General features: G+C 60.8%; 24 protein-coding genes. 3 read left to right on the forward strand and 21 right to left on the reverse strand.

Features of this window, described 5'->3' with window-relative positions; translation table 11 throughout:
* Positions 1 to 58 precede the first annotated feature (58 nt).
* From BXY39_RS03185 to fliI, 3 genes are all read right to left on the reverse strand, one after another.
* Positions 59 to 1,447 carry an aminotransferase gene (locus BXY39_RS03185; RefSeq protein ID WP_121937369.1) on the reverse strand — a complete coding sequence of 463 codons (1,389 nt, stop codon included), beginning with the start codon at positions 1,445 to 1,447 and terminating at the stop codon, positions 59 to 61.
* 107 nt (positions 1,448 to 1,554) lie between these two features.
* Positions 1,555 to 1,977, reverse strand: a complete 423-nt coding sequence (locus tag BXY39_RS03190) for a flagellar export protein FliJ (RefSeq protein ID WP_121937370.1) — start codon at positions 1,975 to 1,977, stop codon at positions 1,555 to 1,557.
* 25 nt (positions 1,978 to 2,002) lie between these two features.
* Entirely contained in the window at positions 2,003 to 3,421 is a 1,419-nt protein-coding gene (gene fliI / locus BXY39_RS03195) for a flagellar protein export ATPase FliI (protein ID WP_121937371.1), read from the reverse strand.
* Positions 3,422 to 3,783: 362 nt separating this feature from the next.
* Here fliI and ctrA point away from each other — a divergent pair, with 362 nt between their 5' ends.
* Positions 3,784 to 4,485: a response regulator transcription factor CtrA gene (ctrA, locus tag BXY39_RS03200; RefSeq protein WP_121937372.1), complete on the forward strand. Its 702-nt coding sequence runs from the start codon at positions 3,784 to 3,786 to the stop codon at positions 4,483 to 4,485.
* Between the two features lie 227 nt (positions 4,486 to 4,712).
* On the opposite strand, the gene BXY39_RS03205 is transcribed toward ctrA, so the two are convergent.
* The 6 genes from BXY39_RS03205 to BXY39_RS03235 form a co-directional block, all read right to left on the reverse strand.
* Positions 4,713 to 5,552, reverse strand: coding sequence for a CheR family methyltransferase (locus BXY39_RS03205; RefSeq protein ID WP_121937373.1), 840 nt, complete (start codon positions 5,550 to 5,552; stop codon positions 4,713 to 4,715).
* A complete protein-coding gene (locus tag BXY39_RS03210) occupies positions 5,552 to 6,772 on the reverse strand; it encodes a protein-glutamate methylesterase/protein-glutamine glutaminase (RefSeq protein ID WP_170163589.1) in 1,221 nt (406 codons plus the stop codon). The genes BXY39_RS03205 and BXY39_RS03210 overlap by 1 nt, the downstream gene beginning before the upstream one ends.
* Positions 6,773 to 6,858: 86 nt before the next feature.
* Complete coding sequence (locus BXY39_RS03215; RefSeq protein ID WP_121937374.1) at positions 6,859 to 7,224, reverse strand: response regulator; 366 nt, start codon at positions 7,222 to 7,224, stop codon at positions 6,859 to 6,861.
* 79 nt (positions 7,225 to 7,303) lie between these two features.
* Positions 7,304 to 7,789, reverse strand: coding sequence for a chemotaxis protein CheW (locus tag BXY39_RS03220; RefSeq protein ID WP_121937375.1), 486 nt, complete (start codon positions 7,787 to 7,789; stop codon positions 7,304 to 7,306).
* Entirely contained in the window at positions 7,786 to 10,905 is a 3,120-nt protein-coding gene (locus BXY39_RS03225) for a hybrid sensor histidine kinase/response regulator (RefSeq protein ID WP_211332049.1), read from the reverse strand. Before BXY39_RS03225 ends, BXY39_RS03220 begins: the two co-directional genes overlap by 4 nt.
* 107 nt (positions 10,906 to 11,012) lie before the next feature.
* Positions 11,013 to 11,666, reverse strand: coding sequence for a histidine phosphotransferase family protein (locus tag BXY39_RS03235; protein ID WP_121937376.1), 654 nt, complete (start codon positions 11,664 to 11,666; stop codon positions 11,013 to 11,015).
* Positions 11,667 to 11,905: 239 nt separating this feature from the next.
* Here BXY39_RS03235 and cysQ point away from each other — a divergent pair, with 239 nt between their 5' ends.
* Both cysQ and BXY39_RS03245 read left to right on the forward strand, forming a co-directional pair.
* Positions 11,906 to 12,736, forward strand: coding sequence for a 3'(2'),5'-bisphosphate nucleotidase CysQ (gene cysQ / locus BXY39_RS03240; RefSeq protein WP_121937716.1), 831 nt, complete (start codon positions 11,906 to 11,908; stop codon positions 12,734 to 12,736).
* A gap of 216 nt (positions 12,737 to 12,952) precedes the next feature.
* The gene (locus BXY39_RS03245) at positions 12,953 to 13,528 is read left to right on the forward strand and encodes an NnrU family protein (RefSeq protein WP_121937377.1); all 576 of its coding nucleotides are present in this window, start codon (positions 12,953 to 12,955) and stop codon (positions 13,526 to 13,528) included.
* A 68-nt stretch (positions 13,529 to 13,596) separates the two neighbouring features.
* Here BXY39_RS03245 and tolB read toward each other — a convergent pair whose 3' ends face one another.
* The 12 genes from tolB to BXY39_RS03305 all read right to left on the reverse strand — a co-directional run bounded on the left by tolB (position 13,597) and on the right by BXY39_RS03305 (position 24,259).
* The gene (gene tolB / locus BXY39_RS03250; protein WP_121937717.1) at positions 13,597 to 15,000 is read right to left on the reverse strand and encodes a Tol-Pal system beta propeller repeat protein TolB; all 1,404 of its coding nucleotides are present in this window, start codon (positions 14,998 to 15,000) and stop codon (positions 13,597 to 13,599) included.
* A gap of 50 nt (positions 15,001 to 15,050) precedes the next feature.
* Entirely contained in the window at positions 15,051 to 15,908 is an 858-nt protein-coding gene (locus BXY39_RS03255; protein WP_121937378.1) for a hypothetical protein, read from the reverse strand.
* A gap of 114 nt (positions 15,909 to 16,022) precedes the next feature.
* On the reverse strand, positions 16,023 to 16,460 hold the full coding sequence (tolR, locus tag BXY39_RS03260) for a protein TolR (RefSeq protein WP_121937379.1): 438 nt from the start codon (positions 16,458 to 16,460) through the stop codon (positions 16,023 to 16,025).
* 3 nt (positions 16,461 to 16,463) lie between these two features.
* Positions 16,464 to 17,183: a protein TolQ gene (gene tolQ / locus BXY39_RS03265; protein WP_121937380.1), complete on the reverse strand. Its 720-nt coding sequence runs from the start codon at positions 17,181 to 17,183 to the stop codon at positions 16,464 to 16,466.
* Between the two features lie 6 nt (positions 17,184 to 17,189).
* Positions 17,190 to 17,678 carry a YbgC/FadM family acyl-CoA thioesterase gene (locus BXY39_RS03270; RefSeq protein ID WP_121937381.1) on the reverse strand — a complete coding sequence of 163 codons (489 nt, stop codon included), beginning with the start codon at positions 17,676 to 17,678 and terminating at the stop codon, positions 17,190 to 17,192.
* A 35-nt stretch (positions 17,679 to 17,713) separates the two neighbouring features.
* The gene (gene ruvB, locus BXY39_RS03275; protein ID WP_121937718.1) at positions 17,714 to 18,757 is read right to left on the reverse strand and encodes a Holliday junction branch migration DNA helicase RuvB; all 1,044 of its coding nucleotides are present in this window, start codon (positions 18,755 to 18,757) and stop codon (positions 17,714 to 17,716) included.
* Positions 18,758 to 18,774: 17 nt separating this feature from the next.
* The gene (gene ruvA, locus BXY39_RS03280) at positions 18,775 to 19,404 is read right to left on the reverse strand and encodes a Holliday junction branch migration protein RuvA (RefSeq protein WP_121937382.1); all 630 of its coding nucleotides are present in this window, start codon (positions 19,402 to 19,404) and stop codon (positions 18,775 to 18,777) included.
* Positions 19,401 to 19,922, reverse strand: a complete 522-nt coding sequence (gene ruvC / locus BXY39_RS03285) for a crossover junction endodeoxyribonuclease RuvC (protein ID WP_121937383.1) — start codon at positions 19,920 to 19,922, stop codon at positions 19,401 to 19,403. The genes ruvA and ruvC overlap by 4 nt, the downstream gene beginning before the upstream one ends.
* Before the next feature lie 70 nt (positions 19,923 to 19,992).
* The gene (locus BXY39_RS03290) at positions 19,993 to 20,742 is read right to left on the reverse strand and encodes a YebC/PmpR family DNA-binding transcriptional regulator (protein ID WP_121937384.1); all 750 of its coding nucleotides are present in this window, start codon (positions 20,740 to 20,742) and stop codon (positions 19,993 to 19,995) included.
* 97 nt (positions 20,743 to 20,839) lie between these two features.
* Positions 20,840 to 21,946 carry a Kelch repeat-containing protein gene (locus BXY39_RS03295; protein WP_121937385.1) on the reverse strand — a complete coding sequence of 369 codons (1,107 nt, stop codon included), beginning with the start codon at positions 21,944 to 21,946 and terminating at the stop codon, positions 20,840 to 20,842.
* Positions 21,946 to 22,257, reverse strand: a complete 312-nt coding sequence (locus BXY39_RS03300) for a hypothetical protein (protein WP_147453451.1) — start codon at positions 22,255 to 22,257, stop codon at positions 21,946 to 21,948. The genes BXY39_RS03295 and BXY39_RS03300 overlap by 1 nt, the downstream gene beginning before the upstream one ends.
* Before the next feature lie 148 nt (positions 22,258 to 22,405).
* Entirely contained in the window at positions 22,406 to 24,259 is a 1,854-nt protein-coding gene (locus tag BXY39_RS03305) for an ATP-binding cassette domain-containing protein (RefSeq protein ID WP_121937387.1), read from the reverse strand.
* Positions 24,260 to 24,512: the final 253 nt, after the last annotated feature.

Consider the following 24,512-nt stretch of genomic DNA (forward strand, 5'->3'; position numbering starts at 1 on the left):
ATGCCCGGCGTACCGCAAAAACGGCTTCCGGCAGGCAATACGGACCGGCGCCCGGATATCAATCCAGTTGGCCGGACACTTCTTCCAGGGCTTCGCCCATCGCGCGGACGATGTAATCCACTTCCCCGCGCTGAATAATCAGCGGCGGGCATATGACAATCGCATTGCCCACGGGCCGGACAATAACCCCGCGCATCAGACAGGCCTGACTGACCTTGTCGCAAACGGCCATGTCCAGAAGATACTGTTCCCGCGTGGTCTTGTTTTTGGCGATTTCAACACCGGCCATCAGCCCTGTTGCCCGCACCTCTCCCACAAGGGGGCGGTTCTCCAGTTCCTTAAGCTTGGATGCGAAATAGGGGCCGATACTGTCTCTGGTGCGCTTCACCAGATCCTCTTGTGCCAGAATGTCTATATTCTTCAGGGCCAGCGCCGCCATGACAGGATGCGCCGATGTGGTGAACCCGTGCTGGAACACCTCACGCTCGGTCCCCTTGATCACATCGAGAACCGCATCCGAGACGACCGCCGCCGAAATCGGCGCATAGGCCGACGACAGTCCCTTTGCCAGGGTCATCATGTCGGCTTCGAAGCCGAACGTCTCCTGTGCGAACCAGGCCCCGGTTCGGCCGAAACCGCAAACCACCTCATCCGCCACCAGCAAAATGCCGTGCATGCGGCACAATTCGGCCAGCCGGGGCAGATACGCATCCGGCGGTATGATAACACCGGCCGTGGCCTGTACCGGCTCCGCGAAGACGGCCGCGACAGTCTCCGGGCCCAGCGCATCAATCTTGCCGGCAACGGCGGCAATGGCCTGATCGGCGAACTGCTCCGCGTTCAGGTCACCGCCATGCCGGTACCAGAAGGGCGCCATGACGTGGTGCACATCCATGTCCGCCGGGGACAGGCCGAATGGCGCGATCATCGCCTGTTGCCCGTTCAGAACCGTGGTCGCCATGGTGCTGCCATGATAGGAATAGTCGCGTGAGATTATGGCACGGCGCTCCGGCTGTCCCTTGCGGGACCAGTAAAGCCGGATCATTTTCAACAGGGTCTCGTTCGCTTCGGAACCGGAATTTGCAAAAAAGACATGGTTCAGCGCCCCCGGCGCCAGGGCCGCGATCCGTGCCGCCAGCTCGGCCGCATACGGATTGGATGCGGCTGAAAAACAGTGATAATAGCTGAGCGTCCTGATCGTATCGGCCGCGATATCGGCCATATCCGGCCGGCCATAGCCGATATTGACACAGCCAAGGCCACCCATGGCATCCAGAAGACGGACGCCCTGCCCGCCGACATACATACCGGCGGCACTGTCGATGATAAACGGCGGCACCTGATCCATCAGGGCGGGGTCGGTGAAAGGATGCAGATGGTGGCGGGCGTCCTGATTTTGCCAGCCCGCGATTGCGGCCATAAGTTCCGCACGTGCCTTGTCATCCATGTCTGCCCCCTCTGCCGGACGAATATGCCCTCATTCCCCTGCTTTCTGCTTATCAGATGCGAGCCGGTAATGAAACGCCGACAACGATCCGGGCGGGCACGATGGTTTCAAAGATCGTTTTCAGTCGAACGACGGTGGCGTTCCAGCCCTTGTTCATCCAGGAGGGACTGTTCAATCCCGGCTAGGCGCCTTGCCTCGCGAATGGCCTCGCGTTCTGCCGCGGTTTCAAAGGTTTTGAGCTCGTTAAAGGCTTCCGCCACCTGATCGCGCTGGCGCTCGATCTCTTCATCCTTGCGGGCCAGCCTTTCGCGCACAATCTCCTCGCGCTGGCGTATGCCTTCCATGAACGCCCCGAATACGAGCGCTCCGACCTCACCGCCCGCCTGCCGTTTCTCCGCCTCAAGCTCGGCGTCGAGGGCGTCAAGCATATCCAGAAACTGCTGACGCTGTTCTTCCAACGCAACCAGCGCGCGGCGCTTCTCGTCCAGTTCCCACTGGCGAAAGCGGATAATGCCCGACAGGCGGCTCATGCGTTATCCGGAATGTTCGGGGTTTTCAAAGGATCGGCTGACCGGCGGGCGCCCCGGTGGACGCTGCCGGGCTTCCAGCCCCGGACGGCATGGCGCCGCCGGCGGATGCTGAAAGACGTTCGGCCGCCGGCCCCATTTCCAGAATCTGGCGCAACCGGGCATATCCCTCGGCCAGGGATGTCCGGTCATCTTTCCACTGGCCAAGATACTCTTCCAGCGGATCATTGTATCCGATCGCCGCATCCACGTCCGGATTACTGCCCCGCCGATAGGCGCCAAGACGGATCATTTCCTCCATGTCGGCGAAGGTGGCCATATACCGCCGCGCCTCCCGCACGATCAGGTTTTCCTCTTCCGTATTGCAGGCCGGCATGGTTCTTGAGATCGATTTCAGGACATTGATCGCGGGAAAGCGTCCGCGCTCGGCGATTGAACGCTCCATGACGATATGCCCGTCCAGAATACCCCGCACCGCATCGGCAACCGGTTCGTTGTGATCGTCGCCCTCGACCAGCACCGTGAACAGGCCGGTGATATTGCCCTTCCCTTTCGTGCCCGGTCCGGCCCGCTCCAGCAGGCGGGGCAATTCGGTGAAAACCGTTGGTGTGTATCCTTTTGTTGTCGGCGGCTCGCCGCCGGCCAGACCGATTTCGCGCTGCGCCATGGCAAAACGTGTGATGCTGTCCATCAGGCACATGACATCGCGGCCCGTATCGCGGAAATATTCTGCCAGCGTCATGGTCAGATACGCGGCCTGCCGGCGCATCAGGGCGGATTCATCCGATGTCGCGACGACGACGATGGACCGGGCCAGCCCTTCCGGACCAAGATCGTCTTCCAGAAATTCCTGAACCTCGCGGCCCCGTTCGCCGATCAGACCGATCACACTGATATCGGCGCTGTTGAAACGGGCGATCATGGACAGAAGAACCGACTTGCCGACGCCGGAGCCGGCAAAGATCCCCATACGCTGTCCGACACAGCAACTGGCGAAACTGTTCAAGGCCCGCACACCAAGATCGATCTTGTCGCCGACACGCTGACGGCTGTGTGCCGGCGGCGGGTTATTCCGCAACAGGCGCGGCTCGGGGCCGATCGGCAACGGGCCCTTGCCGTCTATGGGTTCGCCGAAGGCATTGACGACACGACCCAGCCAGCCCTCGCACGGCAGAACGGCCGGCTCGGACTGTGTCAGGACGGCTTTCGCGCCGATGGCGACACCTTCCAGCTGGTCGTACGGCATGGCCAGCGCCGAGCCGTTCTGAAAGCCGACCACCTCGACCGGGACTTTGCGACAGTTCAGCGTATTGACGGACAGACGCGAACCGATGGCCAGACGGTGCGATGTACCGGCCAGTTCAACCAACAGGCCGCGCACACCCGTCACCTGACCGTAACGGACTTCCGTTTCTATTCTTTCAACGTCTTGAATCAGCTGCTGCATGTGGGCCCCGGCACTCGTCTCCACACTATGCTCCAAACCATTTAATCTTTGGTAAACACCTGAGGCCGTTGCGGGTCGTCCAGACACTTTTCAGCTTCCCGGAAAATATTCCCACTTTGCAGTCTTCCGGCGGCCGAACAGCATCATAAAAGGGGTAGAGCGCGATTTCCTTGGACAGTTTTGTTAACCTTGGTTAATATTTTAAAGATTTTGCGCACTATTGGGGGACTTTCTCGGGCCGACAAACACCCTGTTCGTGTGATCTTCGGCCCGTCCATCCGCGCCGGACTTGTCCATGCCCGCTGTGTCGGGCCGGGCCGGAGGATGGTTTCGCTGTGTGGCCAACGCAAAGGGGACGAGGCATGCGCGTTCTGCTGATTGAAGACGATCCGACAATGACCCGCAGCATCGAACTCATGCTGTCGGCGGAAGGGTTCAACACATACAGCACGGATCTGGGAGAAGAAGGCCTGGATCTCGGCAAACTGTATGACTATGACATCATATTGTTGGACCTGAATCTGCCGGACATGCATGGATATGATGTCCTGAAACAGCTTCGCACCGCCAAGGTCGGTACGCCGATCCTGATCCTTTCCGGCCTGTCCGAAATGGAGAACAAGGTCAAGGGCCTGGGTTTCGGTGCCGACGATTACCTGACAAAGCCCTTCCACAAGGAGGAATTGATCGCCCGTATTCATGCCATTGTCCGGCGTTCGAAAGGGCATTCCCAGTCGGTGATCAAAACCGGCGATCTTGCCGTCAACCTGGACACCAAGACGGTTGAGGTTCACAGCCAGCGCGTCCATCTGACCGGCAAGGAATATGCGATGCTGGAACTGCTCTCCTTGCGCAAGGGCACAACCCTGACCAAGGAAATGTTTCTCAACCATCTTTACGGCGGCATTGATGAGCCCGAGCTGAAAATCATCGACGTCTTCATCTGCAAACTGCGCAAAAAGCTGGCAACGGCCACCGGCGGCGACAATTATATCGAAACGGTATGGGGCCGCGGCTATGTGTTGCGCGATCCTTCCGGCGAAGCAACGGCACAGGCAAGCTGAGCCTTAAATCAATCGGTACTGACTGACTATAACTGATCAGAAAGCCGCCATGCGGGCATCGGTCGTCCTGGTCGCTGCCGGTATGTCATCCCTGTCATTCATATACGCATCACGCCAGACACGCATGATGCTGGACATAGTGACGCCACCCCCGCCCTGACAGCGGTGGTGGCGATTTCTTGCTCGATACTGTCGCGATGACCGGGATGACGCCCGCACCGACACGGTTATTGGCTCAGAAAAGCCTCTGCCGCCGCATCGTTTTTCACATACATGCCGCGATATCCCTTGACCGGTCTCAGAGTGTCCGTGATGCCCAGAACGGTTTCAGCCGCGCCGAGAAAAAGGGCACCGTCATCGGCCAGACAGCGCGTCATCCGTTCCAGAACGTCTTTCTTGGTTGGCTGATCGAAATAAATCAGGACATTCCGGCAGTAAATCACATCGAACGTGCCCAGACCGGTAAAGGGCGATAACAGATTGAACGGGCGATACTGCACCATGGAACGGATATCGCGGCTCAGCTGCCACGTATCCCCTTCCTGCTGGAAATATTTGATCAGCATCTGGATCGGCAGACCGCGCTGAACCTCGAACTGTGTGTAAGCACCCGCCTTGGCTTTTTCCAGCACGTCCTGGCTCAGGTCCGTACCCACGATATCAAGCGACCAGTTCTTCCATTTGACCCATGCCTCCCGCAGGATGATGGCAAGCGAATAGGGCTCTTGCCCCGTCGACGCCGCCGCACACCAGATACGCATCCGGCGCTGCGTCGCGCGGTTCTTTTCCATGACGGGCAGAACCTTGTCACGGAACAGGTCAAACGGTGTGTTATCCCTGAAGAAGAAGGACTCATTGGTGGTCATCGCTTCGGTTACGTCGACCAGCAGCCCTTCATCGCGGCTCGTTCGCAGCTTCTGGACCAGCTGGTCCAGACCTTCCAGGCCCCTTTTGCGCGCCAGCGGTGTCAGGCGGCTTTCCAATAGATAAATCTTGTCGGGCGTCAATGTCAGGCCCGAGCGCCGCTTCAACAGATCGGCTAGATATTCGAAATCTTCAGACCGCATTACCTGCCCCCTTGCACGCGTCTCGCGGTCGAAACGCCCAATGCGTCCACAGGTAGCACCTCGGTGCACAAACCTGCGGTGGCCACGGCGCCCGGCATACCCCACACCACGCTCGACGCCTCATCCTGGGCCAACACGGTCCCGCCGGCCCGCACCACTTCGCGCGCGCCCTTGAGACCGTCATGCCCCATGCCCGTTAAAATCACGACCAGTGTTTTATCGCCATATATCCTGGCAATGCTTCGCAGCATCGGGTCGACGGCCGGACGGCAAAAATTCTCCGGTGGGTCTTCCGTCAGCCGGATTGACAGACCGCCGTCCTCTTCGACCATTTCCATATGTTTCCCGCCCGGCGCCACATAGATTTCTCCGGCACGGACAGGACCGCCATTCATCCCTTCTTTTGCCGGCCAGCCGGTCGCCTGCGCCAGATGTTCCGCCAGAATGGATGTGAACGTCGCCGGCATGTGCTGCGTGATCAGGATCGGCACATCGGGCTGCTGGGAAAACCCCTTGAAAAACTTCATCAGGGCCTGCGGCCCGCCGGTCGACGAGCCGACCGCCAGCACCTTAGGTCTCAGGGTGGAACCGCGCCTCAACGAGACGCTCTTGTCCCCCGTACCGGCAGGAGCCACAGTCGCGGGCGACGCACTGGCGGACCGCGCCTGAACACGGGCCACACCCGGCCCTGTATCGGCAGACCGCCCCGTGACGGTCACCGGACGGGCCGGGCGGCGCGCCGTGACAAAACCGCTGCGTCCGCCGGCGGCCGATGCGGCGCCTGCTGCACCGCCCTCGCTCTCGGGCAGGGGCTCCGAGCGCCGCTTGCGCCGGCGGCCCGCCCATGCCTTCACCTTTTCAACAAGCTCCCGTCGGAAATCGATACTGGCATTGACCGACCGCGCCGTTTCCGGCTTGGGAACATAATCCACGGCGCCCATCTGCAACGACCGCATACTGACTTCGGCATTCTTGCGCGTCAGCGTGGACGCCATGACCACCTGAAGGTCCGGGATCATCTCGATCATGCGCGGCAGGGCGGTCAGTCCGTCCATTTCCGGCATTTCAATGTCGAGAACCACGACTTCCACGTCATGGTTTTTAAGCTGACGCAAGGCCATCACGCCATTGTTCGCCGTGGTAACAACCTCAATATCGGGATCTTCATTCAAGTAACGGGAAAGAAAACCCCGGATAATGGCGCTATCATCCACCACCATTACCCGATAAGGCCCACCTTTCACGTTCTTTGCCGATGAAGAGGACAAAGTCGATGCCACAATGTGCACCTTTCTTTTCTTAATCGTTAAAGGAGGCCAACCTGGGAGAATTTAGCCTCTATAATCTCACGATCGAACGGTTTCATGATATACTCATTGGCACCTGCTTCAATGGCGGTCCGAATATGAGACATATCGTTTTCCGTTGTGCAAAAAACCACAACGGGCTGCTCCACACCTTCCAGCGCGCGGACCGCCTTCAGATATTCCAAACCGTCCATGACAGGCATATTCCAGTCGAGCAGAACGGCATCGGGCATGGTGCGCTCGCATGTTTCAAGGGCATCCTTGCCGTCCACGGCTTCGATGACTTCGAAACCAAGCTCTTCCAGAATACGTCTGGCCACTTTGCGGATGACTTTGGAATCGTCTACAACCAGACAGGACTTCATTGACCGCTCGCTCCTTTTCCAACCTTGTGGCAGCACCGTCAGTGTCGCTCAAGATACGCCCCTAGCCTTCGGGAGACCGTTACGCGGCCTTGGAAGTCATGTCAAAATCTATCAGCTTTTCCACATCCAGAACCGCCAGAAGCTCATTATCCAGACGGTATATGCCGAGACTGACCTCTCGCCAGACAGGGTCCAGCGTGACCGGGTTTTTTTCGAACAACTGATCATCCAGCGACAGCACCTCACCCACCTGATCGATCTGTAGGCTGTAAGGTTCCCCTTTATGCTCAACCACGATGGACATGCTCTTCTTGCCCTCATCCAGTGGCGGCAGGCCAAGACGGCGACGCAGGTTAATGGCCGTGACGATTCGTCCGCGCAGGTTCAGAACCCCTTCCACCCATTCGGGCGCCAGAGGGATCTTGGTTATATTCTGTGCGTTCAGAACGTCATGTACGGACAAAACCGGAATACCGAGAATCTGACCGGCCAGGACAACCGTCACGAAATCCTGGCTGCTGCCCGCCACAAGGCTGAGGTCACTCCTGACGATTACATCGTTCATGCCGCGTCTCCCTGGATTTTAAGCTGCTGCGACAGGCTCTTGAGCAGCGTTTCCTTATCGAACTTAGCCACATAGTCGTCAAAACCGACCTCGCGCCCGCGATTGATATCGCGCTCCGTCGCCAGTGAAGACAGGGCGATCATCGGCGTTTTCGCCCAGGCGCCGCCGGCGCGCACCAGTTCGGCGAATTCAAAGCCGCTCATATCGGGCATCTCGATATCCGATATGATCAGATCGAACACGGCGCCTTCATCGCGCAGTTCAAACGCCTTGCTCGCTCCATTGGCGGTCGTGACCCGGTAGCCCGCGACCGTCAGGACGGGGCGCAGCATGTTTCGGAAGAAATCGCTGTCATCCACCATCAGAATGTGCGCACCGTCGCTTGGCGCCGCGTCATCCGCGAGATCACGGCTGCTCAGCCAATCGGAAAACGCCAGACCAAGGAAGTAAGACACATCGATGACAGCGGTCGCCTTGCCGCTGATCACCGCCGAACCGACCATGCCGTCATGGTCGGAGGCAAGCTTGATGGTGAATTCCTCTTCGACGATGTCGAGGATCTCATCCACCGCCAGCCCCATCGTGTAGTCGTCATCGGTAAAGACAAGGATGGGCTGCCGGCCTTCGGTTTTCAGCTCCATGGCGGAATCCGCCATGATGATCGGCATCAGGGCGCCACGATACTGCACCACGTGACGGCCGTCGGAACTCTCGATCTTTTCGATCTCGATATCCTCAAGCCGCGCGACCAGGGCCAGGGGAACGGCTTTCGGCGCTTCGCTGCCGGCACGGAAGACCAGCATGCTTTCCTTATCCTGCGAGGTGGCCTTGCGGACGGCGTCTTCGGCTTCGCGCGCCTCTTCTTCATGATGGTCGGAAACGCTGGAATTGGCGCGGGTGGCAATACCGTTGGGATCCAGAATCATGATCACACTGCCGTCTCCCAGAATTGTATTGCCGGAATAGACCTCCAGATCCTTGAGGATCGGGGCAACCGGCTTGACGACGATCTCCTCCGTATCGAAGACCTGATCGACCACAATACCGAAAGTAAAGGCGCCCACCTGCGTGACAACGATGAAGTCGTCTCTCGGTTCGGCCGTCTCCACCGCCTCTTCCTGTTCCTCGATCTGCTTGCGTGACTTGAAGCCCAGAATTTCGTTCAGATACACCAGCGGCAACAGGCGGTTCCGCAGGCGCAGCACCGGGGTTTCATTGATGGTCTCGATCTTGTGATCGCTGTCGCCGGAAGCCCGCACCAGCTCAAGAACGCTGATCTGCGGAATGGCGTACCGCTCGCCCGAGGCCTCGACAAGCAGGCCGGCGACAATGGCCAGGGTCAGCGGGATTTTGATCTGGAAATTGGTGCCCTTGCCTTCGACGGAGGTCATGTCGATCGTTCCGCCGATTTTTTCGATATTGGACCGCACAACATCCATACCGACACCGCGTCCGGACACGCTGGTGACTTTCTCCGCGGTCGAGAAACCGGGATGGAAGACGAATTTCTGAATCTGGTTGTCGGACATCTCATCCAGTTCAGCGGTCGTCGCCAGTCCCTTTTCGAGAATTTTGCCTTTCAGCTTGCTGACATTGATCCCGCGGCCGTCATCCTTGATCTCCATGATGATATGGCCGCCTTCATGAAAGGCGTTCAGGATGATGGTTCCCTGTTCCGACTTGCCGCTGGCAATCCGTTCCGCAGGGGTTTCAATACCGTGATCTGCGGAATTGCGGACCATATGGGTCAGCGGGTCCTTGATCAGTTCCAGCACCTGGCGGTCCAGTTCGGTTTCGGCACCGCGCATGTCCAGTTCGATCTTCTTGTCCAGTTCCACCGTCAGGTCGCGCACGATCCTCGGCAACTTGGCCCAGGCATTCCCGATTGGCTGCATCCGCGTCTTCATGACGTTTTCCTGCAGCTCGGTCGTTGTCTGGCTGAGCCGTTGAAGCGGCACCGCCAGCTCGTTGTTTTCCATGTTACGGGTGATCTGCAGCAGCTGGTTGCGGGTCAGAACCAGCTCGGAGACCATGTTCATCAGGTCTTCCAGAAGGTCGACGCTGACCCGTATCGATTGGGCCGCCCGCTTGGTCTCGGTGGCACCCGGTGCGTCCTGCGCCTTCTTCTCGCCGGTCTTGGTGCCCTCATTGGCCTTTGTCACCGCCTTGGATGACGCCAGCATGGCATCGCGCACCAGTTCGAAAGACATGGCCGCTTCGTCGGCAGCGTCCGTGTCCACCTTGCACTCGACAAGAACAGCTTTGACCAGTTCCTGAAGGGCCTCGAACGCGTCATCGCCGAAACCGGGCCGGTCGACAATCTGGCGGGCGACCGTATCGGCCGTATCCAGATCGTCCTTGTAAAGGGACAGCATCAGCCCCATCAGCCGGTTCTTGCGCAGGTCTTCGGCCACATCCTTGAAAAAGGCGCCAAGTTTGGGATGGGTGCCGAGGCGGTTTGACACCAGATGCGCGGTCACCGCGACCGTATCTTCGCCTCCCAGACGGTCGAACAGGGACCCTTCCGCCTTGGCGGAGGCGGCTTTTTCAGCTTTTGCATCGGAAGCCGGGGCCTCATTCTCGGGACCGGGCGTCGCGTTGAAGACCGCTTCCAGTTCTTCAAGCGTCACTTCACCTTCCTTGAGGGGACGGCCAAGTTTCGGATCGATGATTTCACCCTCGACAGTGTCGTCATCCTCCTGCACGTCCTCGGCCGGTGCTTCGGCTTCAGGGGCGTCCGCTCCCTCGGCGATGGCATCAAGCCGCCCGATCAGTTCGCTGTCATCGCCGACCGGCTCTTCCTCGGTCTCTTCCAGACCGGCGAGGATTTCCTTGATGCGGTCCAGGCTTTCCAAAATGACGGTCACGGCGTGTTCCGTCACCTGCAACTCGCCGTCACGGAATTTGCCAAGAACATTCTCGGAAGCATGCGCGACGGACTCAAGCCGTGGCAGTCCCAGAAACCCGCATGTTCCCTTGATCGTGTGAACAAGTCGGAAAATATTGTCGAGAACTTCCTTGTTATTGGGATCCTGTTCCAGCTTCACCAGCTCCACATCGACCACATCGATGCTTTCGCCTGTTTCGGTCAGGAATTCACTCAACAAATCATCCATCGCATTCGTCCCTGCGGATTTGCGTGCCGCGCGCCCGCGACACATTAAATTCTAGCCTTTCGTAGCGCTCGCAGCTTCGGCAAAAATCATTAAGATCATGTAAAATCTTAAGCGTTGCCGGCCGCCATTTCGAAATCGCAACACACATACCGAAAGGCAACCCCGTCTTCCGACTCTTCGATTGTTACGCGCGCATTCATTCGTTTGGCAAGATGACCGACCAGCAGTGCCGGCGCCAGGCGGGGTTCATGATCGCTGTCAGGCAGCGTTCCCTCCAGCGCGGCACGCACCGCAGTCAAAAGTTGTACCCGCGGACCGGTCGCGGTGATCTCGAACCCTTCATCCTCGCCCTCCGTCTTTGCCGAAACACCTATGACACCGCCCCTGAGAAGACATTCAGTGCCCAAAAGCGCCAGATTCAGCAAGGGCTTTACAAAGGTCATGGGCGCCTGTCCATCACTCAATTTCCAGTCGAGGGCCAGCTTCTGCATGGTGACAAAACCGTCCAGCGCCCGGCGCGCCTCACCTAGGTCGATCTTGCTGGACAGCCCCCCCGCTGAACCGAAAGAAAGCCTGAAAAACAATAACTTGGTATTCGTCTGTTCGGATGAAACCCGCAGCAGGTCAAAAACCTGCTCACGCATGTCCGGATTCTTTTCATCTTGCAAAATTTCCAGACCGTTCGTAACCGCGCCGACGGAACTGACAAGATCGTGGCAAAGACGGGAACAAAGAAGCGCCGCAAACTCGGTATCGGACATCTGCTTTCCTTTTATGCAACGTACCTGATGGCAATGTTATAATTTTAGACATTATTTCGACCGCTTTCCTGCCTGACAAAGGCTGCGCAGACAAGCGGTATCTTGCAGGTTGCGGGCGGTACCTTCCAATGATCTCCCGCATGGTCTAGAAGGTGGTCGCCGACAGCGTGACAAACCGCCGTTCCCGTGATTTTGCCACAGGCGGGCGCGTATTCCTGCACAGAATTGAAAGGCTTTTCATGTCCCTTCGCGAAACCGACCTCATCCCCGCCCTGCTGACCGTCACACAGAAGGCCGCGCGCGAAGTCATGGCCGTTTATGACGGTCATATGGAGATAAGCGAAAAAGCCGATGCCTCCCCCGTGACGGAAGCGGACCGGCGCGGCGAAGCCGTCATCACCGCCGCCCTGGAACAATTAACGCCAGCAATCCCCGTCGTCGGCGAAGAAGCGGTCGCGGATGGAAAACGGCCGTCCCTTGACGGTGAGAGACAATTCTGGCTGGTCGATCCCCTTGACGGCACGAAGGAATTTATCAGAAAAGGCACGGACTTCACGGTCAATATCGGCCTGATCAGGGACGGTGCCCCCTGCCTGGGTGTTGTTGCCGCCCCCGCGCGGGACATCATCTATTGGGGCGTTGTCGGCGAAGGGGCCTGGGCCGCCCCGCTCTGGCAGGACGGGATCGCGGACGGAACCGCGGACGCGGCCCGCGCCATTCATACCCGCCAGGGTCACACCGGCCCACTGACCATCGTCGCCAGCCGGTCCCATCGTTCCGAAGCGCTTGAGGCATGGCTTGCACATTTCCCCGACGCCGAGCATGTCTCCTTCGGGTCATCACTCAAACTGTGTCAGGTGGCAAGCGGTGACGCCGACCTGTATCCCCGTCTGGGCCCGACGTGCGAATGGGACACGGCAGCGGCGGACGCGGTTCTGCGCGCGGCGGGTGGAATCGTTCTGGCACCGGACGGCGCCCCCCTTGCCTATGGCAAGGATACCAGGACATTTCTGAACCCGTGGTTTCTCGCCAAGGGCAATCCGGGCCTGAAAACACCGGCGCTCGCCTGACTTGGCACGGCGATAAAACCGTTCGCTCAACACGGCCTCCGTCCTGTACGCCCAGTCCGTCCCTGAACGGCCTGTCTGCCGCGTCCCTCGGTGGATGTGTGCGGCAATGCACACCATCCATGTCAGCCGGGGTTTTCCGTCGGATCATGATATACTGGTCCCGCCACACCGGCTTGGGGGGCAAGCCGGACACAGAATACTGGGGGAGAGAGAACCATGTTGCTGCTCATTGCCGGCGTTTTTGTTTTTGCCGGGGTCCACACACTGCCCTTGCTGGACCTGTCGCTTAGAACGCATCTCAGGACCCGGATGGGAAACAACGGCTATCGCGGCCTGTTTTCGCTTTTCGTGATCGCCGGCGTCGTGCTTATGGTCCTGGGCTGGAAAAGCGCCACGCCCGTTTACATCTATAGCCTGCCAAACTGGGCGAGCCACATGACACTCGTGATCATGGCTACGGCTTTCATACTGTTCGTCGCCGCGCGGGCACCGACGAACCTGCGCCGGTTCATCCGGCACCCGCAGCTGATGTCCGTCCTGTTGTGGAGCCTGGCCCACCTTCTGGTGCGCGGGGACAGCAGATCGCTTGTCCTGTTCGGCGGGCTCGGCGTCTGGGCCTTGCTGGCGATGCATGCCTCAAACCGCCGCGACGGCGACTGGATCAAACCGGGCCCGGTCTCACCCGTCGGCGATGTCATCACCATTACCCTAGGCCTGGCCGTCTTTACCGGCTTCGCCTTTATCCATGAATGGCTGTTCGGCGTCAGCCCTTTGTATCTGCTGGGGCTGTAAACGGGAACCGATCCGCCAGTCTCAACACCGTCAGTCCCATCCCCGCCATAAGCCGGCACCGCCGGGTCTCAGCGCCGCCGGGTCGCAATGGGCAGCGGCGGCGACCAGGCCGGGTCCGAGGCATCAAGCGGGGTCGGAACCCGCCGTTCATTGTAGCCAGTCAGATCAACGGACCACAGGCTGGTTTGCCCGCCGCGCCCCTGGGAATCATATCGCTCGGTACGGAAAAACATCAGCACACGGCCATTGGGCGACCATGTCGGCCCCTCATCCTGCCAGGCATCGGTCAATAGCCGCTCGCCTTCACCGTCAGGCCGCATCACACCGATACGGAATTTACGCTGGCCTCCGCCGATCTTGGTGAACGCCACCAGATCGCCGCGCGGCGACCAGACCGGTGTGGCATAACGGCCCTTGCCGAAGGAAATGCGCCGCACATTGCCGCCGCCGGCATCCATCACATACAGCTGCTGGCTGCCGCCACGGTCGGAATTGAACACGATGGACCGGCCGTCCGGCGAGTAGGACGGCGATGTGTCAATGCCGGGATGATCCGTCAGACGGCTGACCCGGCGTGTCCGCAAGTCCATTTCATAAATATCCGAATTGCCGTCCTCGGCCAGTGACATGATCACCTTGTTGCCGTCGGGGGAAAACCGCGGGGCAAAGGTCATATTGGGGAAATCACCCAACACCTCGAACCTGTTGGACAGAATATTGAACAAATAGACCCGCGGCTTGTCATTGAAATAGCTGAGATAGGTGATTTCCTGACGGTTGGGCGAGAAACGGGGCGTCAGAACCAGATAGCTGCCGTCGGTCAGGAATTGCTGGTTGGCACCATCCTGATCCATGACCGCCAGACGCTTCACCCGGTTCAACGGGTCGCCGGATTCGGCGATATAAACGATACGGGTATCGAAATAGCCTTCCTCTCCGGTCAGCCGGGTGTAGATACGGTCGGAAATCACATGGGCGATCCGGCGCCAGTTCGTCACCGGCGTGGTGTATCCCATGCCCTCCAGCTGTGCCTCGGAAATCACGTCCCAAAGACGGAATTCAACCCGCAGATTGCCGTCGGCCAGAATCTGCACCCGCCCCGTCACCAGCCCCTGCGCCCCAAGCGGCCGCCAGGATGAGGCAAAACGCGGGCGCCGCGTTTCCGCCGTGATCGGCTCGATGAAAGCGGCGGGGTCAAGGGCGCGGAAAAGACCGGTCGACTGAAGATTGCTGGAAATCACCTGGGCAATCTGAACACCGATATCGGACAAGGGGCCGGAAGAGGTTTCCTGCTCGTTCACCGCGGCGAAATCGGGCAGCGCCAACGGCACCGGATCGACCGTGCCACGCGTCACATCGACACTCAACTGGGCCCGTGCCGGCAGGCTGACGCTCAAAAACAGCATGGCCAACAACAGCACGGGCGGAAGCAGGACGTCCCCGATCCGTACCGCCCATCCCCGGTCACTCATGCCCGTTTTCGTCACCCTGTTCATTAGCCGCACACCTTCCCTTTGATGTCTCAACTGCCCGAAAACTCGGCCCCGTTGAAATTGAAATCGATATAGCGCTGTCCGGTCTGGATATATTGGCTCGCCTCTTCATAGGGCGCACAATTGCCCACCGCCCTCAGCGCGCTTTCGGCAAAGACCCGGTAATAGTCATTCGACAGGTCGCGGGCATTCACATATTCAGGGGTCCGCGACAGGCTTCCGTCGGGGCGGAGCCATATCCGCACCGTGACCTCGAACGTCTCGATATTCTTGGCGCCGCCAGGGAAAAACCAGCATTTGGACAGCTTGTTGCTCAACGCATCGCGAAGCGACGCCGTCGCAATCGCCCCCCTCAGGCCGGCCAGACGGCTTTGCGGTTTCTCCTCTTTTTCCTCGGCTGCCGTCTTGTCCGCCTCGGAGGGCGCCGCTTCGTCCTCTTCCTTTATGGAACGGTCGATCAGGGCGGCGATCCGCGAGCTTTTCAGCCGGCTCGGCGGCTTCGGCTTGGCGGACGGGCGCACGCTGGTCCTCAGCTTGGCACGCTTGACGTCCTCGGGCCGTGGCTTCGGTTTGGGGGCGGGCTTCGGGATATCCGTAACAGCTTTGGCCGCAACCTCGGGCAGGGGGACGGTGTCCGGATCGCCGCTGTCGGCCGGCTCGTCGCGGGCGTATTGCGGCTGTTGCCGGACGGTTTGTTCCTCAGCCACCTCAGGGGCCTTGGGAGCAGCGACCTGGGTCTTCTCGGCAATTCTGACAAATTCAACCGCCACGGGCGGGGGCGGTGCCGGGCGGGACCGGGACAGCGACGGCAATCCCACCACCGCTGCCGTAAACACGGCGGTGTGCAGCAGGAGGGACAAAATCCAGCCAATTCGTCCGCCCGTCACGTCACGTTCACTCCCAACACCCGTCCTGTGGCCCGGACGGGCCTGACCCGGAAACTGCCTTATCACACTCCACGCACGCGCACACGTGCGATATGGGCAGCCCGTTCACATATGTCACGACTGATCCGACACCAGGGCCACCTTGGTGAAACCAGCACTGTTTATCGCCCCGATCACCGCCATGACACGGCCGTAATCCAACCGGCGGTCGCCCCGCACGTAAATGCGCAAATCCCTGCGTGTGCCCGCAATGGCGGTCAGACGGGGGATCAACTCTTCTATCGTCACGGAAGTGTCAGCCAGAAATATGGCGCCTTCATGATTGATCGATATCTCCAGCGGCTTGCTGTCCTGCGGCAGGTTGCGCGACTGCGCCTTCGGCAGGTCGACGGGCACGCCCGCCGTCAACAGGGGCGCCGTGACCATGAACACGATCAGCAGCACCAGCATCACATCGACAAAGGGGGTGACATTGATCTCGGCCAGGGGACGGTAACGCGCCCTTTTGCCGGGGCGGCGGATGCCGCCGCCGTTTGAAACGCCCGCGCCCATCGCTCAGGCCGCCCGCTCGTCCAGCTGGCGGGACAGAATGGCGGCAAACTCGTCCGCGAACCCCTCGACCCGGCCGGCAAATCGGCCAAGGTCGCCGGACAGCTTGTTGTAGGCCACGACCGCCGGGATGGCCGCCACGAGGCCGAGCGCGGTTGCCAGCAGGGCCTCGGCAATGCCCGGCGCCACCGTGGCAAGCGACGTGTCGGAAGCAAGCGCGATCGACTGAAAGCTGTTCATGATCCCCCACACCGTTCCGAACAGGCCGACGAAAGGCGCCGCCGATCCGATGGTCGCCAGATATCCGACCTGCCCTTCCATACGGTCCATCTCGCGCTGCATGGTGACATTCATGATCCGCTGGATACGATCCTGCACAGTGATCTTGTCCAGCGTGCCGACACGGCCCGACAGGCTGCGCTGCCATTCGCGCATCGCCGCGACAAAGACAGCGGCCATGGGGTGATCCGGCGCCGATTTAAGGCCCTGATACAGATCGTCAATCGAATTGCCGGACCAGAAACTGTCCTCGAACAGGTCCGCCCGTCCGCGCGCCGTTTTCAAGCGACCCGCCGTGTTGAAAATGATCGACCAGCCCCACAAACTGGCCGCAAGCAGTAAAACCATGACGGACTGCACGACGATATCGGCCTGGGCAAACATCCCCAGAACGGAAAAATCCGCCGTATTGCCACCCAGTTCAACGGCACTGACCGTTTCATCCATCTTCACTCACTCCCCGCTTGCATGTGCTTTTTCATACCAGTCGCGCCAAAGGGCATGGGCCGGTTTCGGCCACCGGCGCGGACGTCCGTCTTCGCCGACGACCGCGACCACCACATCCGCTTCGGCCACCATCATGTCGCCGCGTGTGATCCACTGGCGTGCTTCGACGGCTGCGGCCCGAACCCGTGCCACCATGCTGTGACCAGTCAGAACATCGCCGACGCGCGCCTGCGCGTGGTAGGTGATATTGATCCCACGCACCACATAAATCAGCGGCCCGCCGTCCGCCGCGCCGCGCTCCATCAGACTGTCCACATCCAGGACCGTGCCGCGAATGCTTTCTGTGCGCACGCGTTCGAAATAACTCACATAGCGGCCATGATAAACCATGCCGCCCAGGTCCGTGTCCTCGTAATAGACCCGGATCGGATAATGAAACACGCCCTCGATCCAGCGGCCATCGGCCGGATAAAGATCACCCTGTCCTTCAGTCATCGCTGCGTATCATCGCTTTCAGCGTAGCCCTTGCCCTATGTTCCGCCATCAAGCAGCGGCAGTTGGCCGCCTTCTCCGTTTCCTGCGGGCGGCGTCAATCCCAGATGTTTCCACCCCTCGGCCGACAGCACCCGTCCGCGCGGGGTCCTCTGCACCAAACCTATCTGCATCAAATATGGCTCAATGATGTCCTCGATCGCATCGCGTGGTTCCGACAGGGCCGCGGCAAGCGTTTCGATCCCCACCGGTCCTCCGCCGTAGGTTTCCCCGATACAGGACAGAAAACGACGGTCCATCTGGTCCAGTCCCAGGCGGTCCACCTGCAAACGGGTCAGCGCCGCGTCGGCCACGCCGGCATCCACCACCGGCTTGCCCCCAACATCCGAAAAATCGCGGACCCGGCGCAGAAGCCGCCCGGCCACTCGCGGTGTCCCGCGCGAGCGGGCGGCAATTTCATGGGCGCCGTCCTCACTGATATTCAATCCCAGCAGCCGCGCGCCCCGTCGCACCACTTCGGTCAGCTCCGCCGCGCTGTAAAACTCAAGCCGGGTCGGTATTCCGAACCGGTCGCGCAGCGGCTTGGTGATCAGCCCGGACCGGGTCGTCGCGCCGACCAGTGTAAACGGCGGCAGGTCGATCCGCACACTGCGGGCCGCCGGCCCCTCACCGATGATCAGGTCCAACTGAAAATCCTCCATCGCCGGATAGAGAATCTCCTCGACCGCTGGATTCAGGCGGTGAATCTCGTCGATAAACAGAACGTCGCGGGCCTCCAGATTGGTCAAAAGCGCCGCCAGGTCGCCCGCCTTGGCAATCACCGGTCCCGATGTCGCGCGGAAACTCACGCCCAGTTCCCGGGCGACAATCTGCGCCAGCGTCGTCTTGCCCAGACCCGGCGGTCCGAAAAAAAGCACATGGTCCATCGCGTCGCCGCGCCCGCGCGCGGCTTCGATGAAAATTTTCAGATTTTCCCGCGCCTGTGCCTGGCCGATAAACTCGTCCAGCGTCTGCGGCCTCAGATTGGTGTCCAACGTATCGGCACCGGTCTCACCGGCTCCGACCAGACGGTCTTCGTCCATGGGGGAATTGCCGGCGGTCATGACGGGCTCAATTCCTTCAGGGCGGCCGGGACAAGGGCGGACAGGTCGGCATCCTCGCCCAGGGCTGCCCGCGCCTTCGCCACCGCCGCCATCGCATCAGCGGGCCTGTATTGCAGATTGACCAGCGCGGACACCGCATCGTCCATCACGCTGCTGTCGCCAGCCCCACCCGCAGGGGCGGACGCCGCACCGCCCGCTGTGGACGCGGCCGCGCCGAGGGCAAGTCCCGCCACCTTGTCCTTCAGTTCATTGACAACGCGCTGGGCCAGTTTGGGGCCGACGCCGCTGGCCTGGGCGACCGCGCCCTTGTCCTGCGCGGCAATGGCCATTTTCAGCGCATCCGGGGTCAGAACCGACAGAATGGCCAGCCCCACCCGCGCCCCAACGCCCTGTACCGACGTCAGCAGCCGGAACATGTCCCGTTCAGCCACATCGGCAAAGCCATACAGCGTGATGGCATCTTCGCGGACGACCGTCTCAATATGCAGGCGGACAGCTTCGCCCGCGCCCGGCAGTTGGGACAGGGTGCGTGTGGACCCATGCACAAGATAGCCGACCCCGCCCACATCGACGATGGCCCAATCGGGTCCTTGAGAATCCAGCACACCGGTCAGCTTGGCGATCATCTGCGATATCCTCCTCCGGCCGGACGGCCCGGCGCCTTTGCCGCTGCGGCTGTGCCCACATGATGGGCGTGGCAGATGGCAACCGCCAGCGCGTCCGCCGCATCGGCGCCGTTAATGACCGCGCCGGGCAGCAGAACCCTGACCATGGCATCCACCTGTTCCTTGCCGGCATGGCCGACACCGACGACGGACTTTTTCACATGGTTCGGCGTATATTCCGCAACGGGCAGGCCGGCTTCCGCCGGAACAAGCAGGGCGATGCCGCGTGCCTGACCCAGCTTCAACGTCGATGTGGGGTTCTTGTTGACGAAGGTCTCCTCGACAGCGCATGACTGCGGCTGCCAGTCGGCGATGACGGCCTTCAGACCGTCATGCAGGTCCACCAGCCTGTTCGCAAGGGACTGTTTGGCGTTCGACACGATCACTCCGTTGGCGATATGGCGCAGCCGCGTACCCTCCGTTTCCACAATGCCCCATCCGGTGCGTTGCAATCCGGGATCCAGGCCGAGCAGCCGCATGCGATATCCCTTCCCCTGTCCGTGTCCGCCGTGACCGGCTTGCCCGTGGCCGACATGCCTGTGACCGGCATCAGCCGGCCAGCTTCTCCAGTACCTCGTCGGAAATATCGTAATTGCCGAACACGGTCTGCACGTCGTCATTATCATCCAGTGCGTCGATGAGCCGCATCAGTTTTTCCGCACCCTCCTGATCCAGCTGCACCGGTTCCTTCGGTTTGAAAATCAGCTTGGCCGCTTCCGGGTCGCGGCCGAGCCGCCCGGTCAGGTCACTGGAGACGGCATGCAGGTCTTCAGCATCAGTGTAGACGGCATGGCTGTCCGCGTCGGAATCCACCTCCTGGGCGCCGGCTTCCAGCGCCGCCTCGAACATGGTGTCGGCATCGCAGACATCAGCGGGAAAGATAATTTCCCCCACCCGGTCGAACATAAAGCCTACCGAGCCGCTTTCACCGAGATTCCCGCCATTTTTGGAGAAAATCGCCCGCACATCCGATGCGGTCCGGTTCCGGTTGTCGGTCAGCGCTTCGACAATCAGCCCGACGCCGCCGGGACCGTATCCCTCATAGCGCATTTCATCGTAATTGTCCTCGTCCCCGCCGGACGCCTTGGCGATGGCGCGTTCTATATTGTCCTTCGGCATGGACTGGGACCTGGCGGTGGCGACCGCAAGCCTCAGGCGCGCGTTGGAATCCAGATCCTGCCCGCCCATTTTGGCGGCAACGGTGATTTCACGGCTGAGCTTGGAGAACAGTTTGGAACGCTTGGCGTCCTGCGCACCTTTGCGGTGCATGATGTTTTTGAATTTGGAATGGCCTGCCATTGTGCCCTCTTCTTGACGCATCGTGATGAGCGAACGGCGCACGGCCGGCCCCGGCACGGATCCGGAGACGGAAACGCCGTCATGTCGCGTGGCCCATTTACTGGCAGGAAGCGCCGCCGTTATCAAGGGGAACCACGGCACCGGTCACTGTCTGGCCGTCGGTCATGCCGCCGACCGTGACCCAACCGCCGCCATAGGCAAGAAGGCCGCGGTGATCCATGGTCGCAAGCGGCTTGTCGGCCAGCCGCCGCCACTGACCGGTCGGCATGTTCCAGGCCATGACCTGGGCCGTCGGTACCGCCGGCGTCCCGTTATAGCCCTGGCCGTCATAATTATAGGCCGTGCGGCTGCCGCCGGCGACATAGATCAGACCGGTCCGCGTGTCCCCTGCGGCGGCGGCGCGGTACACGGGGCCTTCAGGCATTGGCGGCACAGGCGTCCAGACGATTGCCGCCGGGTCCTCCGCGTCGATTGCCCCGGTCCACGCCTGCGCATAAGGGGCGAACTGCCGCCGGCCGTCGGCGTCCACACCGACGACCGCGACACCGCCAGCCACCAGCATACGGTTCCCCACGATACCGCCGGCATGGCCGAAAACCGGCTTGCCCGGCCAGTTGGTGGCGCGGAACCAGCGGTCCTCGGCGGCATCGTAAACCTGTGTATGGACCACATTGCCCACATCGTGCCAACCGCTGACGAAATAGACATAGCGGTCGCGGTAAACCAGGCTGACACTGTCATCAACGGGGATCGGCATGTCCGCGCGGCGTTCATAGGTTTCCGTGACGGGATCGAAGGCGAACACCTCGGGCATGGATTTTTCCGCGCCGTCGCGGGCAACCGTATAGCCGCCGAACAGATAAATTTTGCCTGCCACCGCTGCGGCGGTTGCGGCCAGTCGGCCTGTCTCGACCGGAACATCGCCCAGACGCCGCCAACTGTGCGCCCCGGCCTCCAGCACATAGGCTTGGCGCGATACCGCTTTCCAGGTCTTGCCGGCCCCCAGCCCCATGAAACTGTACAGCCGCGCGCCGCCGGCAACGCCGTCCTGTTCACCCTTCGGGCCTGACGGGTCCGGTCCCGGCCACAGGGCCACCGCATTGTTGGCACGGGGTTCGGGCAGGGCCGGTATGGTGCAAACATCCTGCCCATGTGCACGCACGGACACGGCCAGACAAAAACAAACCAGCAGACGCTTTATCATCAATCCCCGCGTCCCTGTTTGTGCACCGGCACACCGGCGCGGCGAAACGCATCGCGTTCCAGCAGGCAGTATCGCACCGCATAATACAGACAAATTGCGACCGGCAGTTCGACAACGATACGCGCGGCGCTGAAGGGTATCTGAAGAGCCGTCATCCCGATGACTTCCAGCGCCGTGACGCAAAGGGGGCTGACAATGGCGGTCTCAACCATGGCACGGCGGCGCAGCGCCTTGAGATTTACGGTTCCGTCTCCGACCTCACCATCATTGGGCTTACCGTGCAGCGTCGCCTCCCATTTCCGATACTCCATACGTTCGGCCGTTATACCGTGTGATTGACCGCCCGGCGCGCGGTACATGGCGCCTGTCTGCCGATCACCCTAGACCATGTTTCAACCCGATAAACAAGGCCGCCACCGTGAAAAGCCGGTTCCCATGCGGTTATGAAAAGCAGCCTATTCAGAGCGACGCTTCCAGGCTTTCCTTCAACTCCTCCAGTTCCAGCCACCGCATTTCCCTGGCATCCAGGTCCTCGCGGGCGGCGCTCAGATCTTTCGAGACCTTGGCGAAACCGTTCGGGTCCCGGCTGTAAAAATCGGGGTCGGCCAATTCGGCCTCCATCTGGGTGATACGCATAGACAGCATTTCAACCTCCGCCGGCAGGCTGTCCAATTCGCGCTGGTCCTTGTAGGATAGTTTCCTGCGTGTCTTCGCCCTGGCCTGTCTCAACGGGACCACATCAGCGTCCCCGGTGTCTGTCCTGGTGGATTTCCGCGCGGGCTTTTCAGCGGATTTTTCTGACGGACGACTGCCCCGGTCGCCGCCTTCACGCTGAAGATAATCGCTGTATCCGCCCGCATGCTCCGTCACAGCCCCGGCACCGTCGAACACAAAGCAGGCGGTCACCACCCTGTCGATGAAACTGCGGTCGTGCGACACCAAGAGAACGGTACCGGTATAATCGGCCAGCAATTCCTCCAGCAGGTCCAGCGTTTCCATATCCAGATCATTGGTCGGTTCGTCCAACACCAGAAGATTGGACGGGGACGCCAACCGTGCCGCCAACAGAAGACGGTTCCGCTCACCGCCCGACAGCACGCTGACCGGGGTGCGGGCCACCGACGGATCGAACAGAAACGCCTTCAGATAGGTGGCGACATGCTGCGCACCGCCCGGAGCATGTACATAGTCACCGCGTCCGCCCGTCAGGACATCCTGCACGGTCATGGCCTCGTCCAGCGCGGACCGTTTCTGGTCGATCACCAGCGGCGTCAGATTGGTGCCAAGACGGATACGGCCCTCATCCGGTGTCACATCGCCCAGAAGGGTGCGGATCAGCGTTGTCTTGCCGGCGCCGTTCGGCCCGATAAAACCGATGCGGTCCCCCCGGTGGATGCGAAAGGACAGCCCCCTGAACAGGGTGCGGCCGTCATAGGATTTGCCAATATCTTCCGCCTCGGCCACCAGCGTTCCCGAGGCGTGTCCCTGTGAAAGGCTCATCTCCGCCCGCCCCGTGGGCGCGCGGCGCTGCGCGCGCTCGGCCCGCATGTCCCGTAACCGTCTCAAACGCCCCTGATTACGCTTGCGGCGGGCGGTGATCCCTTCAACCGCCCACCGGCTTTCCGCGGCGATCAGTTTATCCTGGCGGGCCTGCGTTTCGGCCTCTTCACGCAAAAGCGCGTCCTGCCAGTCCTCGAAACGGTCAAACCCGCCGTCGAACCGGCGCAGCACGCCCCGGTCCAGCCACAGGCAGGCCGTGCCCAGATGCTCAAGAAACGCTCGGTCGTGGCTGATCATCACCAGGGCGCCCCGCCAGTCTTTCAGCGCCGTCTCCAGCCATTCAATCGCCTGAATATCCAGATGGTTGGTGGGCTCATCCAAAAGCAGAAGGTCGGGCGCGCCAACCAGCGCCCGCGCCAGGGCCGCGCGCCGGATTTCCCCGCCGGATGCATCGTCCGGCGACGTATCGCCGCGCACCGACAGGGCATCCATCACCGCATCCGCCCGGTAAAGCTGGTCCCGTTCGCCTTCGGGCAGACCCTCGGCCACATATTCCTTAAGGCTGCGGCAGGCCGAGACATCCGGCTCCTGCTCAAGATAGGCCGTGCGGATACCGGGCTGTTGACGTCGCGCGCCGCCATCCGGTTCGAGCCGTCCGGCGATCAGTTTCATCAGCGTGGATTTACCGGCACCGTTGCGCCCGATCAGACACAGCCGCTCACCGGCCCGGATATGCAGATCGACACCGTCCAGCACGGCCGCGCCGCCATAAGCGATCTGAACATCGTGGAGACTGACAAGGGGCGGCGCCATCGCGGTACACTTTCCATCTTCAAACAGGACGGGCCATCTTCAAACAGGCCGGAAAACACATGGACGGCCCCTGCACCGGTGACCGTGTGCCGGCTTGTTAGCCCATGTTCTCCGCACTGAAAAGCGCCATGACCGCCTGCCAGAAGATACGCCTGGCACATATCTCATAATATCCCGATACCCGACCGGGCAGGCCGGGCGCAAACCGGAACAGGCCTTCCCGGTTTGCGTTTCCCGTTTTTCGTATCCGCCG

This window comes from Eilatimonas milleporae, assembly GCF_003688555.1.
Classification (GTDB): Bacteria; Pseudomonadota; Alphaproteobacteria; order Sphingomonadales; family Kordiimonadaceae; genus Eilatimonas; species Eilatimonas milleporae.

What these genes read in the sequence shown, in the direction of transcription:
- BXY39_RS03185 (WP_121937369.1), bottom strand. Translation starts at nt 1,447, where the DNA reads ATGGATGACAAGGCACGTGCGGAACTTATGGCCGCAATCGCGGGCTGG.
- BXY39_RS03190 (WP_121937370.1), bottom strand. Translation starts at nt 1,977, where the DNA reads ATGAGCCGCCTGTCGGGCATTATCCGCTTTCGCCAGTGGGAACTGGAC.
- fliI (WP_121937371.1), bottom strand. Translation starts at nt 3,421, where the DNA reads ATGCAGCAGCTGATTCAAGACGTTGAAAGAATAGAAACGGAAGTCCGT.
- ctrA (WP_121937372.1), top strand. Translation starts at nt 3,784, where the DNA reads ATGCGCGTTCTGCTGATTGAAGACGATCCGACAATGACCCGCAGCATC.
- BXY39_RS03205 (WP_121937373.1), bottom strand. Translation starts at nt 5,552, where the DNA reads ATGCGGTCTGAAGATTTCGAATATCTAGCCGATCTGTTGAAGCGGCGC.
- BXY39_RS03210 (WP_170163589.1), bottom strand. Translation starts at nt 6,772, where the DNA reads ATGGTGGTGGATGATAGCGCCATTATCCGGGGTTTTCTTTCCCGTTAC.
- BXY39_RS03215 (WP_121937374.1), bottom strand. Translation starts at nt 7,224, where the DNA reads ATGAAGTCCTGTCTGGTTGTAGACGATTCCAAAGTCATCCGCAAAGTG.
- BXY39_RS03220 (WP_121937375.1), bottom strand. Translation starts at nt 7,789, where the DNA reads ATGAACGATGTAATCGTCAGGAGTGACCTCAGCCTTGTGGCGGGCAGC.
- BXY39_RS03225 (WP_211332049.1), bottom strand. Translation starts at nt 10,905, where the DNA reads ATGGATGATTTGTTGAGTGAATTCCTGACCGAAACAGGCGAAAGCATC.
- BXY39_RS03235 (WP_121937376.1), bottom strand. Translation starts at nt 11,666, where the DNA reads ATGTCCGATACCGAGTTTGCGGCGCTTCTTTGTTCCCGTCTTTGCCAC.
- cysQ (WP_121937716.1), top strand. Translation starts at nt 11,906, where the DNA reads ATGTCCCTTCGCGAAACCGACCTCATCCCCGCCCTGCTGACCGTCACA.
- BXY39_RS03245 (WP_121937377.1), top strand. Translation starts at nt 12,953, where the DNA reads ATGTTGCTGCTCATTGCCGGCGTTTTTGTTTTTGCCGGGGTCCACACA.
- tolB (WP_121937717.1), bottom strand. Translation starts at nt 15,000, where the DNA reads ATGAGTGACCGGGGATGGGCGGTACGGATCGGGGACGTCCTGCTTCCG.
- tolR (WP_121937379.1), bottom strand. Translation starts at nt 16,460, where the DNA reads ATGGGCGCGGGCGTTTCAAACGGCGGCGGCATCCGCCGCCCCGGCAAA.
- tolQ (WP_121937380.1), bottom strand. Translation starts at nt 17,183, where the DNA reads ATGGATGAAACGGTCAGTGCCGTTGAACTGGGTGGCAATACGGCGGAT.
- BXY39_RS03270 (WP_121937381.1), bottom strand. Translation starts at nt 17,678, where the DNA reads ATGACTGAAGGACAGGGTGATCTTTATCCGGCCGATGGCCGCTGGATC.
- ruvB (WP_121937718.1), bottom strand. Translation starts at nt 18,757, where the DNA reads ATGGACGAAGACCGTCTGGTCGGAGCCGGTGAGACCGGTGCCGATACG.
- ruvA (WP_121937382.1), bottom strand. Translation starts at nt 19,404, where the DNA reads ATGATCGCCAAGCTGACCGGTGTGCTGGATTCTCAAGGACCCGATTGG.
- ruvC (WP_121937383.1), bottom strand. Translation starts at nt 19,922, where the DNA reads ATGCGGCTGCTCGGCCTGGATCCCGGATTGCAACGCACCGGATGGGGC.
- BXY39_RS03290 (WP_121937384.1), bottom strand. Translation starts at nt 20,742, where the DNA reads ATGGCAGGCCATTCCAAATTCAAAAACATCATGCACCGCAAAGGTGCG.
- BXY39_RS03295 (WP_121937385.1), bottom strand. Translation starts at nt 21,946, where the DNA reads ATGATAAAGCGTCTGCTGGTTTGTTTTTGTCTGGCCGTGTCCGTGCGT.
- BXY39_RS03300 (WP_147453451.1), bottom strand. Translation starts at nt 22,257, where the DNA reads ATGGAGTATCGGAAATGGGAGGCGACGCTGCACGGTAAGCCCAATGAT.
- BXY39_RS03305 (WP_121937387.1), bottom strand. Translation starts at nt 24,259, where the DNA reads ATGGCGCCGCCCCTTGTCAGTCTCCACGATGTTCAGATCGCTTATGGC.